Origin of the sequence: Rahnella sp. ATs2 (genome assembly GCF_051851855.1) — a bacterium.
In the GTDB taxonomy this organism is placed as follows: domain Bacteria; phylum Pseudomonadota; class Gammaproteobacteria; order Enterobacterales; family Enterobacteriaceae; genus Rahnella; species Rahnella variigena.
In genome coordinates this window covers 68284-80689 of record NZ_JBLYPL010000010.1, presented here as the reverse complement: position 1 = coordinate 80689, position 12406 = coordinate 68284, and the positions used below count along the sequence as shown (strand labels likewise).

Sequence of the window (12406 nt, the reverse complement as noted above, 5' to 3'; positions counted from 1 at the left end):
TTTTAACGAAGAGCGAGCCAATGACTGACACACCACAAAATCCTGGCGCAGCGAAAGATCCGCTGCACGGCGTCACGCTGGAAAAACTGCTGACAACGCTGGTGGATAACTTTGGCTGGCCGGCGCTGGCCTCGCAGGTGAATATCAACTGCTTTAAAAGTGACCCGAGTGTGAAATCCAGCCTTAAATTCTTGCGCCGTACGCCGTGGGCGCGCAAGGAAGTGGAAACGCTGTATCTGGATTTCATCGAAGGTCATCTGCGCCCGGACATGACACGCAGCAAGCGCCGCACACCGCTCTCAGCACAGGCTCCGCAAAAGCCAAAAGTCAGTACCGCCAAACCGGCTGCCGACAGCCCGTGGAATAACCATCCGCTGGTGAAAAAGTAATTTACGCGCATTTCATTCTGTTCATTTGAGGGGAAGGATCGTGTCAGAGCAACAGGTTCTTATCGTGATCGATATGCAAAACGGGGTGTTCATCTCCCCGCGTTATGACCGCAGCGGACGGGCTGAGCGCATTAATCAGCTGATTGACCGGGCAGGGCGCGTTATTTTCATTCAGCATGCTGAAGGTGAAATGAGCAAAGGCAGCGAATTCTGGCAAGTGTTACCTGAACTTCATCAGCCGGAAGGGGCAATTTCTGTCACCAAAACCGCCTGTGATTCTTTCTATCGCACTACGCTCGAATCGGTATTGCAGGAACTGAACGCGACCCGTTTTACGGTCTGTGGTTGTGCAACGGATTACTGCGTTGATACCACCATCAAAGTTGCCGCCAGCAAAGGCTATGCCGTGACCGTCGCATCGGATGCGCATACCACCGGCGACCGCACGCATGTGACGGCGCAGCAACTGATCGGTCAGCATAATGAAGTGTGGCGTGAGTTATCCGTGCCGGGGAATCCGGTTACCGTGAAAACCACCAATGAGATCCTGGCTGACTGGCAGTAAATTCAGTTTCCGGACGCAAAAAAGGCCGCATCGCGCGGCCTTTCGTGTTTATGCTATTCAGTAAATCAGAGCATCTTTTGCAGCGCTTCTTCGATGGCCGCCCGCAACATATCGCGGTCATGACGATAGGGCACATCGCTGGCTTCGAGCGGGCTCTGAATAATCAGATGTTCAGCCGCGCTTCCGCCAACAGTCACTTTCGGACCGACAATCGCGGCATCCGCACGGCGACCAATGCGCGTTTCGATCATATCCAGTTTGTTATCCAGCGTCAGAGAAGCCGCGGCGACGCTGAGTTCTTTCCCCAGATTGCCGATATACACAATGTGCGCACGGCTGCGACGCAGCGCAGTGGTGAGGTCATTCATCAGCAACAGCGGCATCAGGCTGGTGAAGAAACTGCCGGGGCCAATCAGGATCAGATTAGCTTCTGCAATTGCCTGCAACGCTTCGCGCGTGGCCGGCACCTGAGGTTCAAGCCGCAGTTCTCGCGGGATCTGCGTCAGTTTATCGACATTCACTTCTCCATGAACCGTTTCACCGTTGGCATCAATGGCGGCCAGATCGACCGGCTGTTCTGACATCGGGATCAGTTCGGCATCCACTTTTAGCAGGCTGCGCACCAGATTGATCGCTTCAAGCGGACGCACGGTCAGGTGATCGAGCGCACGCAGCATCAGGTTCCCCAGATTATGCCCGTCGAGTTCTCCCTGACCGCTGAAGCGATATTCAAACATCGCGGAGGCCAGACTCGGTTCGGTGATCAGCTGATTCAGGCAATTGCGCATATCGCCCCAGGCAATGCCACCCACGGAACGACGTATGCGACCGGTCGAACCGCCGTTATCCGTGGTGGTCACGATGCCGGTCAGACGCGGGCCGAGAGAGGAGAGGGAGGACATCACGCGGCCAAGCCCGTGACCTCCGCCTAACGCCACCACCCGGTCGAGGTCTGCTAATGTTCGGTTACGCATGGTTTTCCTTTCAATGGGGAGTGGCGATATAAATCAATTTTCTGCGGGGATTTTACCTAACTTTGCAACAAGATGTTATCACTTAAGGGCACGACATTTGCAGACTCAGCGTATTCAAAATCAAACGCTTTTAGCCTTGAAAATGCAGTCTTTTGTCGTGAAAAATCGTTATATATCAAAATGCATAACGAAAAACCATCTTGGCGATCCGGACTTTGCGGCGTTAGAATATGCCCCGTTACCCCCGTATTCATCATCGCTCCGCTATGGATCGGATGAATCAACTCCTAGCCCTGGTTCCTAAGTTGCCTTTCTGACGTCGTTCCCACAGAAACAATATGGAGCCCTGGCCGTGACGAAAGTCACCAGGGTGTATGGCAGAAATGCCCGCATCTCCCGTATCTGGAAAGGTGTTAAGGTGCTTCAACTTACTGATGCTTTTGCCCGCAAGTTTTATTACTTGCGGCTGTCGATCACAGACGTGTGCAATTTTCGTTGCACCTATTGTCTGCCGGATGGCTACAAGCCGCACGGACACAGCAATAAAAGTTTTCTCTCGCTCGATGAAATCCGTCGGGTCAGCCGCGCGTTCGCTCACTTAGGGACAGAAAAAGTGCGCCTGACCGGTGGAGAACCGTCGCTGCGCCGCGACTTCTGCGAGATCATTGCTGCAGTGCGCGAAAATCCTTCCATCAAAACCCTCGCGGTGACCACTAACGGTTATCGCATGGCGCGTGATATCGATAAATGGCGCGATGCCGGTCTGACCAACATCAACGTCAGCGTCGACAGTCTCGACGCCCGCCAGTTTCACGCCATCACCGGTCAGGATAAATTCCGCGATGTGATGGCCGGAATCGACGCGGCTTTTGACGCCGGTTTCAGTAAGGTGAAAGTCAATACCGTGCTGATGCGCGATGTGAATCACGCCAGCCTGAACACGTTTCTCGACTGGATCAAAACCCGTCCGATCCAGCTACGTTTCATCGAGCTGATGGAAACCGGCGACGGTGGCGATCTGTTCCGCAAACATCACGTGTCCGGCGAAGTGCTTCGCGAACAGCTGGTGCGTCAGGGCTGGCAGTTGCAGGTTCGCTCCCGCAGCGACGGCCCCGCGCAGGTTTTCAGCCATCCGGATTATCTCGGTGAAATCGGATTGATCATGCCGTACGAAAAAGACTTCTGCGCCAGCTGTAACCGGCTGCGCGTGTCTGCCATCGGCAATCTGCATTTGTGTCTTTTCGGCGAGCAGGGCATCCCTCTGCGTGATTTATTAGCCAACGACATGCAGCAGGACGATCTGATGGACCGCATTCAGGGCGGCCTGAGCCGCAAAAAACAAACTCACTTCCTGCATGAGGGCAATACCGGGATTACCCAGAACCTGTCGTTTATCGGCGGCTGAGTCCGGCATTAATCGTTTAAGGAGCAAACTGATGAGCAAAGCCAGTAAAGAGTTTTTGCCTTTATCTGTGGCGATCATGACGGTTTCCGACCGTCGCACTGAGGCTGAAGACACATCCGGGCATTACCTGAAAGAGGCCGTGACCGAAAGCGGGCATCACGTCGTCGCACAGCAAATCGTCAAAGAGAACATTTACAGCATCCGCGCCGTGGTTTCTGCGTGGGTAGCGGATGAAAAAATCCAGGCGATTCTGATCAATGGCGGTACCGGTTTTAACGCCGGCAACAATACGCCGGAAGCGCTGAAACCGCTGTTTGACCGCGAAATCGAAGGCTTTGGCGAGTTGTTCCGCATGGTGTCGTTTGAAGATATCGGTACCTCGACTATTCAGTCGCGCGCCATTGGCGGCATCGCCAACCAGACGGTAATTTTCGCCATGCCCGGCTCGACCCGCGCCTGCCAGACCGCCTGGGACAACATCATTGAAGCGCAGCTTGACGCCCGTCAGGGACCGTGCAATTTCACTCCACATTTGAAGAAATAAGCATGTCTGAACTCACTCACATTAATGCTTCCGGCGACGCGCACATGGTGGATGTCTCCGGTAAAGCCGAAACGGTTCGCGAAGCGCGAGCCGAAGCCTTTGTTGAAATGGCGGCCGGTACGCTGGCGATGATCATTAACGGCAACCACCACAAAGGTGATGTGTTCGCTACGGCGCGTATCGCTGGCATTCAGGCGGCGAAAAAGACCTGGGATTTAATCCCGCTGTGTCATCCGCTGTTGCTGACCAAAGTGGAAGTAAATCTCGACGCGCAGCCGGAACATAACCGCGTGCGCATCGAATCCCGCTGCCGTCTGAGTGGAAAAACCGGCGTGGAAATGGAAGCGCTGACGGCGGCTTCCGTGGCGGCGCTGACTATTTACGATATGTGTAAAGCGGTGCAGAAAGATATGGTGATCGGCCCGATCCGCCTGCTGGAAAAAACCGGCGGCAAATCCGGAGACTTTAAGGTGGAAGGTAAGGTGGAAATATGATCGACGTTCTTTTCTTCGCGCAGGTACGCGAACTGACCGGCACCTCGAGCCTGCAACTTCCGTCGGATTTCTCAACGGTGGAAGAGTTACGGACTTCGCTTACGGCACGCGGTGACCGCTGGGCACTGGCGCTGGAATCCGGAAAGTTACTGGTGGCGGTTAACCAGACGCTGACCACGATGGCGCATCCGCTCACGGCGGGCGATGAAGTGGCCTTCTTCCCACCGGTCACCGGGGGCTGAGATGAGCGAGACGAAAATTGTTGTGGATGCCGCGCCGTTCAGCGTGGGTGATGAGTACAACTGGCTGGCGCAATCTGACGCCGACGGTGCTGTGGTGACGTTTACCGGCAAAGTGCGCAATCACAATCTGGGTAATCATGTCAGCGCGTTAACGCTGGAACATTATCCGGGCATGACCGAAAAAGCGCTGGCAGAAATTGTTGCTGAAGCCCGTTCCCGCTGGCCGCTGCAACGCGTGTCGGTTTATCACCGCGTGGGTCCGATGTATCCGGGGGATGAAATCGTGTTTGTCGGCGTGACCAGCGCGCATCGTGGCATGGCTTTTGAAGCCAATGAATTCATTATGGATCATCTGAAAACCCGCGCACCGTTCTGGAAGCGTGAGGCCACGGAAGAGGGCGACCGTTGGGTTGATGCCCGTGACAGCGATAAACAGGCCGCGGCGCGCTGGTAAATCGCATCTCAACCGCACGCAGACCTTCCATGCTTTTCTCTCTATCTGTGATACGCTTAAAAAATCGGGAGGCTGTTCTGGCCTCATTTTTTGTCCTCCATGCAAAAGGGTAATCATCATGGATCGATATCCACGCAGTAACGGTTCAATTGTTGAACGCGCGAATACCGGCATTCAGGCGTACATGGCGCAAGTGTATGGCTGGATGTTCTGTGGTTTGCTGCTAACCGCATTTGTGGCCTGGTACGCCTCCGGCTCTGAGAAAATCATGAGTTTTGTTTTCTCCAGCCAGATTACATTCTTCGGTTTGATCATCGCGCAGCTGGCTCTGGTCTTCGTGATTTCTGGCATGGTGAATCGCCTGAGTGGCACGGTCGCCACCGGTCTGTTCATGCTGTATTCCGCGCTGACCGGGCTGACGCTTTCCAGTATTTTCCTGGTCTACACCGGTGATTCGATTTTCGGTACCTTCATTGTCGCAGCCGGTATGTTTGGCGCGATGAGTGTTTACGGATACGTGACCAAGCGTGACCTGACCGGTATCGGCAGCATGTTGTTCATGGCGCTGATCGGCCTGGTGCTGGCATCGCTGGTGAACATGTGGCTGAAAAGCTCCGGCCTCGCGAACATCATTTCTTACGCCGGTGTGCTGATCTTCGTCGGTCTGACCGCGTATGACACACAGAAGCTGAAAAACATGGGTGCGCAGTTGTCTGCTGATGATCGCGATAACTTCCGTAAATACTCCATTGTTGGCGCACTGACGTTGTATCTCGATTTCATCAACTTGTTCCTGATGCTGTTGCGGATTTTCGGCAACCGCCGGTAACGGTTTTTGATTGCAAACGTTTGAGAGGGGCACTGAGAAGTGTCCCTTTTTTTATGCCGGCTGGTGAGGTTTATTAGCTCCCTCCCCTGCGAAGGGGAGGGTTGGGGTGGGGTATAAAGGTCAAAAAATGAATGCTGAAGTGTGCAGGGATAATGGTGTCAGCCCTAAAACCCCCTCCCGTCCTCCCCCTTCGCAGGGGGAGGAGCACATCAAACTCTGACCCGCCCCGTCGGTACACGCCGAAAACTCCACCACACCTGCACGGTGTTAAACAGCACCAGAATCGCCGTCACGATAAACACCCACCGGAAGCCGAGCAGGGCTGAGGCGCTCGAGCCAATCAGCGGCCCGATCACGTTCCCGAGATACATAAACGACTGGTTGTATCCAAATATCCGGCCGGTGACCTGATCACTGCTGTATTTCACCAGCAGTGCCTGTACCGCAGGCATCAGCGCGCCATCACCGAAACCGAGCATGAACCGCAAAATACCCAGCTGGGTCGGCGTATTAATCAGCGCCATCAGGCAGAACAGAATGAAGCAAAAGACCAGTGCGGCGATAAGAATGCGGTGCGCGCCAATGCGGTCGCCGAGCTTGCCGAGTTTAGGGGCGGCCATCAGCGCGGAAACGCCGGGTACCGCGGCAATCACGCCGCTGATAAAGGCGATGTTGCTGGTGTCAGACGAAATCTCGCGGATAAACAGCGTCAGGATCGGGCTGATGGAACCGTTCGCCAGTTGAATCATCATGGTGGTAACGAACAGGCTGACGATGAGCCACGGATAAGGCAGTGTGGTGAATACCGCTTTACCACTCAGCCGGTTGGCTTTGGTCACCGGCACTACGCGTTCTTTGATCAGAAATAATGTGATCAGGAAGCTGATAAACAACATGCCGCTGGTGACGAAAAATACCGTGCGCAGGCCGAGATGGTCAGCCATAAAACCGCCGAGCAGCGGGCCGATAATGACACCAGATACCTGACCGGTAGACAAGGTGCCCAGCGCCCAGCCGCTTTTATCCCGTGGCACCTGCGAGGCGACCAGCGCCATCGCATTGGGTATATACCCGGACGTCAGCCCCATCAGCGTACGCAGAATGAAAAGCTGCCAGACGTTGGTGGCGAAACCCTGCAACATCATGACAATTGCCATACCCAGTGCGGCGCGCAGCAACATCAGCTTGCGGCCTTTACGATCCGCAAGGCTGCCCCACAGCGGCGCAACGATGGCCGAAACCAGAAATGTACCGCTGAACACCAGTCCTGACCACAGGCTCAGTGATTCATGAGATGTGACGCCAAGCTGTTCGATGTAAAGCGGTAAAAAAGGCAGGATCTGACTCATCGCCATGCCGGTGAAAAAACAGCCCAGCCAGACGGAGATTAAATTTACTTTCCAGGTTTCCATGTTGCAGCGAGCGAGCCTTATGGACAGAGGAGTGTGAGAAACGAAGCATAGCAATCAAATCTGTGAAGGGGGACGCAAAAAGTGGGAACCCATTCATCAGATTTATAATTGATTATCCTGTGTCAACATTTGGGATTATCACGACAGATTATGCCGCCTGAAAGCGCCGCCGGAGTCAGCCTCTGTAACCGCCCGTTACAGGCCTGCAGGAGATAAATTCACGCACGGCGGCGTTCTGTGGTAGAATCGACCCAACTGGCGCACTGCAGTTTGTGCCGAATCCTCGTGGTAATGCCTCATTTGCCTCGTCTGATCATCCACTCTTGAAACTGCACCGAACCCCGTTCGGGTTAGAGTGGACTGGAGCTTTTCCTTATATGTCATTTGATTCCCTCGGCTTAAGTGCCGAAATTTTGCGTGCTGTTGAAGAACAGGGCTATCGCGAACCTACGCCTATTCAGCGTCAGGCTATTCCTGTCGTGCTGGAAGGTCGTGACCTGATGGCGAGTGCGCAGACCGGTACTGGTAAAACCGCTGGTTTTACCCTGCCGCTGCTCAATATGCTCAGCCATACCAACGCGCAATTCAAAGGACGTCGCCCGGTTCGTGCGCTGATCCTGACCCCAACCCGTGAGCTGGCGGCGCAGATTGGTGAAAACGTACAGGCTTACAGCAAATACCTGACCCTGCGTTCGCTGGTGGTATTTGGTGGTGTGAGCATCAACCCGCAGATGATGAAACTGCGCGGTGGTGTGGATGTTTTGATCGCAACGCCTGGTCGTTTGCTGGATCTTGAACATCAGCGTGCTGTTGATTTATCTCAGGTTGAAATTCTGGTGCTGGACGAAGCCGACCGCATGCTGGACATGGGCTTCATTCATGACATCCGTCGCGTGCTGGCGAAACTGCCTGCCAGGCGTCAGAACCTGCTGTTCTCCGCGACCTTCTCTGATGAGATTAAAGGTCTGGCGAGCAAGTTGCTGACCAACCCTGCTTCTGTCGAAGTAGCCCGTCGCAACACCGCTTCTGCGCAAATTGAACAAAGCGTTCACTTTGTTGATAAGAAACGTAAAAGAGAATTGCTGTCTCAGATGATCGGCGAAGGCGACTGGAAACAGGTGCTGGTCTTCAACCGTACCAAACATGGCGCAAACCATCTGGCTGAGCAGCTGAATAAAGACGGCATCACTGCCGCCGCTATTCACGGTAACAAAAGTCAGGGCGCACGTACCCGCGCACTGGCCGATTTCAAAGCCGGTTCTATCCGTGTTCTGGTCGCGACTGACATCGCTGCGCGTGGTCTGGATATCGACCAGCTGCCGCACGTGGTGAACTACGAGCTGCCAAACGTACCGGAAGATTACGTTCACCGTATCGGCCGTACCGGTCGTGCGGAAGCCACCGGCGAAGCGATTTCTCTGGTGTGCGTTGACGAACACAAACTGCTGCGTGATATCGAACGTCTGCTGAAACGTGAAATTCCACGCATCGCGCTGGAAGGTTACGAGCCAGACCCGAGCATCAAAGCTGAGCCGATCATTAATGGTCGTCAGGGCAGCGGCGGCGGTGGTCGTGGCGCGCCACGTCAGGGCCAGCGTCCGGGCGCACCGCGCTCTGGTGCTCCACGTTCCGGCGCTCCGCGTCAGGGCGGAAATGGTCAGCGCAGCGGTACCTCAGAAACTCGTGGTTCAGAAAACCGCGGTTCAGCTGAAAACCGTCCGGCACGTTCGCGTCCTGCTCATGCAGGCCAGCGTCGCACCGGCAATGCAGGCAGCGGCAACAAGTAATTGTTATCACTGTTGTGCAATCAAACCGCCTTCACCGGCGGTTTTTTTTCGTCTGCAATCTAGCGGATCCGGTTTATCGGATCACATAGGCACAACGCCGTGCGCCCTGCAAAATATGCTCGGTGCGTTGCACATCAGCATCCAGCACTTCGCTGAACACATCGCGTTCTGCCCGGCAAAATCCCTGACAGGTGGCGGCGGCGGCACAAATCGGGCAGTGATTTTCGATAAACAGATAACTGCCATCTTCCTGTAATGTCCAGTCCGCCATATAGCCTTCACGGGTACGGATATCCGTCAGCCTTTGCAATTTTTCTTCCATCGACACCGCCCCGAGCATCGCCTGGTGGTAGTTTTCCTGCGTGATTTTTTCCCGCGAAGTGATCAGCTGATCCAGCGCTGAATCGCCCAGAGAGGTGCGGATCAGCTGCAAAAGTTGTACGGTGAGATCGGCGTGCGCATCGGGGAATCGCGCATGGCCTGCGGCGGTCAGCTGCCAGTATTGTGACGGGCGGCCGACACCCTGGGAAACGGCTTTGGCTTCCACCAGACCTTCTTTTGCCAGCTTCACGAACTGTTGTCGTGCGGCTTCTCCGGTGGTGCCCAAAAGGTGACCGGCATCACTGGCCTGTAATTCCCCGCGCGTTTTCAGAAGCATCAGCAGCCGCTCTGCCACACTTTGTCTGACGTCATTTTTATTTTCCAAGTCATTGCTTGACATATTACCTCGGCGGGTTCTAGATTACGTAAAACATATTCCAAGTTATTTCTTGTTTTAATCATACCATAACCACATCACGCTTCAATGTGTGGAAAGCACAAACCAAAGGGATGCAGAGAAATGTCGGGAAGTCAGAATGGTTGGGCGGACTTATTCAGTGCAGAGAACCGCGGGAGCGCCATCACCCTCAGTGCCGGTGTCGCGCTTTACGCCACCAACAGTTACATCGTGATCACCATTTTGCCCTCTGTCGTGCAGGATATCGGCGGGCTGGCGTGGTATGCGTGGAACACCACACTGTACGTCGTGTGCTCCATACTGGGCTCGGCACTTTCCGCCCGTCTGATGCGAACCGCCGGACCCCGCGGCAGTTATCTGATGGCGACCGGTATTTTTATCGCCGGTGCCGCGATTTGTACCGCCGCGCCGAATATGCCGGTGTTGCTGCTCGGAAGGGCGTTGCAGGGGCTGGGCGGCGGATTCCTGTTTGCGCTTTCTTACGCGATGATCAATCTGCTGTTTAAAGAATCTCTCTGGCCGCGGGCAATGGCGCTGATTTCTGCCATGTGGGGGATTGCGACGCTGATCGGCCCGGCAGTGGGCGGGATTTTTGCGGAACTGCACGCCTGGCGTTGGGCATTTGGTTTGCTGCTGCCGGTGACGTCTTTGTTCGGGCTGTGGGTATGGCGGATCTTGCCAAAAGCGCAGCGTGAAAAACAGGCCGACGAGCCGTTACCGCTGATGCAGCTGGCGTTGCTGACCGGCTCGGTGCTGGTGGTTTCTGCGGGGAGTTTGTCCTCCGAAGGCCTGATTAACCTGCTCGGATTCGTGATTGCGGTGGTGATGATTTTAATTCTGCGTCACCGCGAATTTACCGCTGATGTCAGGCTGCTGCCGCGCAATGCATTACGCCGTTCTTCTCCGCTTTACGGGCTGTATCTGGTGATGAGTCTGCTGATTATCGGCCTCGGCTGCGAACTGTTTGTCCCTTATATGCTGCAACATTTGCATGGTCAGGCGCCGCTGGCGGCCGGTTATATCACGGCAGCCGCGGCAGCGGGCTGGACATTAAGTGAGGTTGCGAGCTCCGGATGGACAGGTCGCCGTGCCGACAACGCCATTGTCTGCGGGCCGGTGATACTGGCTGCCGGTTTGCTTTTATTGTTGTTTACCGTACCCGTCGCGTTTGGTCTGCCGTGGCTAAATATCAGTGGTGTGGTTCTCGGGCTGACGCTGGCCGGTTTCGGCATCGGTCTTGGCTGGCCGCATCTGCTGACCCGCGTGCTGCAACAGGCTCCGGAGGACGACCGCGAAAAAGCCGGTGCATCAATAACTGTCGTGCAGTCTTTTGCGTCAGCGCTCGGCGCGGCACTGGCGGGCACTGTCGCTAACTTCGCGGGCGTGAGTCAGGGAGATGCCGGTGCGGCCAACGCGGCATTCTGGATGTTCCTGCTGTTTGCCATACCGGCGTTCCTGGCTGTGTGGATTGCCTGGCGCTCGGTAAAAGCCCGGCAGGCCAGCGGCAATGCGCCGGAACACCTGAGCCGCGATTTGTCACAAGGGTAATTGCCCGGCGGCGGGCCATGCGGTAATCTTGCGCGTCATTTTTAAAGGTTGAACAACGATGCGCGTATTACTGGCTCCGATGGAAGGTGTGCTTGATCCTCTGGTTCGTGAACTTCTCACTGAAGTGAACGACTACGATTTGTGCATCACTGAGTTTGTGCGTGTGGTCGATCAGCTGCTGCCCGCCAAAGTTTTCCATCGCCTGTGCCCCGAATTACATCACGACAGCCGTACGCCCTCCGGTACGCGGGTGCGTGTTCAACTGCTTGGACAATATCCGCAATGGCTGGCTGAAAACGCCGCTTTTGCCGTTAAGCTCGGCTCTTACGGAGTGGATCTCAACTGTGGTTGCCCGTCGAAAATGGTCAACGGCAGCGGCGGCGGAGCCACGCTACTTAAAGATCCTGAGCTGATTTATCAGGGTGCGAAAGCCATGCGCGCCGCCGTTCCCGCGCATTTGCCGGTGACCGTGAAAGTACGTCTTGGCTGGGATTCCCTCGAGCGCAGTTTTGAAATTGCTGATGCAGTGCAGCAGGCCGGTGCCACCGAACTGACCGTTCACGGGCGAACCAAAGAAGACGGTTACAAGCCGGAGCGCATTAACTGGGCCGCGATTGGTGAAATCCGTCAGCGGCTGAGTATTCCGGTGATTGCTAACGGCGAAATCTGGGATTACGAAAGCGGTCAGGCCTGTCTGCAAACTACCGGTTGCGATGCGGTAATGCTGGGGCGTGGTGCGTTGAACATCCCGAACCTCAGCCGCGTGGTGAAGTACAACGAACCGCGTATGCCGTGGCCGGATGTGATGACGCTGTTGCAGAAATACACCCGTCTGGAAAAGCAGGGCGACACCGGTTTGTATCACGTTGCGCGTATCAAACAGTGGCTGAGCTACTTGCGCAAAGAGTACGAAGAAGCGACAGAGTTATTTACTGAAGTGCGCGTGCTGAAGACGTCGAAGGATATTGGCGAACGCATCAACCGGTGATTTCACACCATGACTTCTCCACGCGATAACGCTTAA

At 55.2% G+C, this 12406-nt stretch carries 14 protein-coding genes and 1 riboswitch; of the genes, 11 read left to right on the top strand and 3 right to left on the bottom strand.

Annotation, left to right across the window (positions count from 1 at the left end; genetic code table 11):
- Positions 1-20: 20 nt before the first annotated feature.
- Together ACJY2G_RS12620 and ACJY2G_RS12615 are read left to right on the top strand one after the other, a co-directional pair.
- Complete coding sequence (locus ACJY2G_RS12620) at positions 21-389, top strand: VF530 family DNA-binding protein (protein WP_013576381.1); 369 nt, start codon at positions 21-23, stop codon at positions 387-389.
- A gap of 40 nt (positions 390-429) precedes the next feature.
- The gene (locus ACJY2G_RS12615) at positions 430-954 is read left to right on the top strand and encodes an isochorismatase family protein (RefSeq protein WP_439291798.1); all 525 of its coding nucleotides are present in this window, start codon (positions 430-432) and stop codon (positions 952-954) included.
- 65 nt (positions 955-1019) lie between these two features.
- Here the strand turns inward: ACJY2G_RS12615 and ACJY2G_RS12610 are convergent, their stop codons facing one another.
- Positions 1020-1928: a gluconeogenesis factor YvcK family protein gene (locus ACJY2G_RS12610; protein ID WP_112291711.1), complete on the bottom strand. Its 909-nt coding sequence runs from the start codon at positions 1926-1928 to the stop codon at positions 1020-1022.
- A 272-nt stretch (positions 1929-2200) separates the two neighbouring features.
- Positions 2201-2357, top strand: a riboswitch (molybdenum cofactor riboswitch).
- Here ACJY2G_RS12610 and moaA point away from each other — a divergent pair.
- The 6 genes from moaA to ACJY2G_RS12580 all read left to right on the top strand — a co-directional run bounded on the left by moaA (position 2347) and on the right by ACJY2G_RS12580 (position 5896).
- Positions 2347-3333, top strand: a complete 987-nt coding sequence (moaA, locus tag ACJY2G_RS12605; protein WP_112291713.1) for a GTP 3',8-cyclase MoaA — start codon at positions 2347-2349, stop codon at positions 3331-3333. (Overlaps the previous riboswitch by 11 nt.)
- Positions 3334-3364: 31 nt before the next feature.
- Positions 3365-3877 carry a molybdenum cofactor biosynthesis protein B gene (moaB, locus tag ACJY2G_RS12600; protein ID WP_439291797.1) on the top strand — a complete coding sequence of 171 codons (513 nt, stop codon included), beginning with the start codon at positions 3365-3367 and terminating at the stop codon, positions 3875-3877.
- 2 nt (positions 3878-3879) lie between these two features.
- A complete protein-coding gene (moaC, locus tag ACJY2G_RS12595) occupies positions 3880-4371 on the top strand; it encodes a cyclic pyranopterin monophosphate synthase MoaC (RefSeq protein ID WP_120160456.1) in 492 nt (163 codons plus the stop codon).
- Positions 4368-4613 (top strand): molybdopterin synthase sulfur carrier subunit, encoded by a 246-nt coding sequence (gene moaD / locus ACJY2G_RS12590; protein WP_120160457.1) that lies wholly within the window; start codon positions 4368-4370, stop codon positions 4611-4613. Before moaC ends, moaD begins: the two co-directional genes overlap by 4 nt.
- Position 4614: 1 nt before the next feature.
- The gene (moaE, locus tag ACJY2G_RS12585) at positions 4615-5067 is read left to right on the top strand and encodes a molybdopterin synthase catalytic subunit MoaE (RefSeq protein WP_120160459.1); all 453 of its coding nucleotides are present in this window, start codon (positions 4615-4617) and stop codon (positions 5065-5067) included.
- Between the two features lie 118 nt (positions 5068-5185).
- The gene (locus ACJY2G_RS12580; RefSeq protein ID WP_013576373.1) at positions 5186-5896 is read left to right on the top strand and encodes a Bax inhibitor-1/YccA family protein; all 711 of its coding nucleotides are present in this window, start codon (positions 5186-5188) and stop codon (positions 5894-5896) included.
- 209 nt (positions 5897-6105) lie between these two features.
- Here the strand turns inward: ACJY2G_RS12580 and mdtG are convergent, their stop codons facing one another.
- Complete coding sequence (gene mdtG, locus ACJY2G_RS12575) at positions 6106-7308, bottom strand: multidrug efflux MFS transporter MdtG (protein WP_430318989.1); 1203 nt, start codon at positions 7306-7308, stop codon at positions 6106-6108.
- Positions 7309-7685: 377 nt separating this feature from the next.
- On the opposite strand from mdtG, the gene rhlE reads away from it, so the two are divergent.
- Positions 7686-9095 carry an ATP-dependent RNA helicase RhlE gene (gene rhlE / locus ACJY2G_RS12570; RefSeq protein ID WP_430318990.1) on the top strand — a complete coding sequence of 470 codons (1410 nt, stop codon included), beginning with the start codon at positions 7686-7688 and terminating at the stop codon, positions 9093-9095.
- Positions 9096-9168: 73 nt separating this feature from the next.
- On the opposite strand, the gene ACJY2G_RS12565 is transcribed toward rhlE, so the two are convergent.
- Positions 9169-9816, bottom strand: a complete 648-nt coding sequence (locus tag ACJY2G_RS12565) for a helix-turn-helix transcriptional regulator (RefSeq protein WP_430318991.1) — start codon at positions 9814-9816, stop codon at positions 9169-9171.
- A 120-nt stretch (positions 9817-9936) separates the two neighbouring features.
- Between ACJY2G_RS12565 and ACJY2G_RS12560 the strand changes: the two genes are divergently transcribed.
- Positions 9937-11382, top strand: a complete 1446-nt coding sequence (locus tag ACJY2G_RS12560) for an MFS transporter (RefSeq protein WP_430318992.1) — start codon at positions 9937-9939, stop codon at positions 11380-11382.
- A 58-nt stretch (positions 11383-11440) separates the two neighbouring features.
- The gene (gene dusC / locus ACJY2G_RS12555; protein WP_430318993.1) at positions 11441-12370 is read left to right on the top strand and encodes a tRNA dihydrouridine(16) synthase DusC; all 930 of its coding nucleotides are present in this window, start codon (positions 11441-11443) and stop codon (positions 12368-12370) included.
- Positions 12371-12406 lie beyond the last annotated feature (36 nt).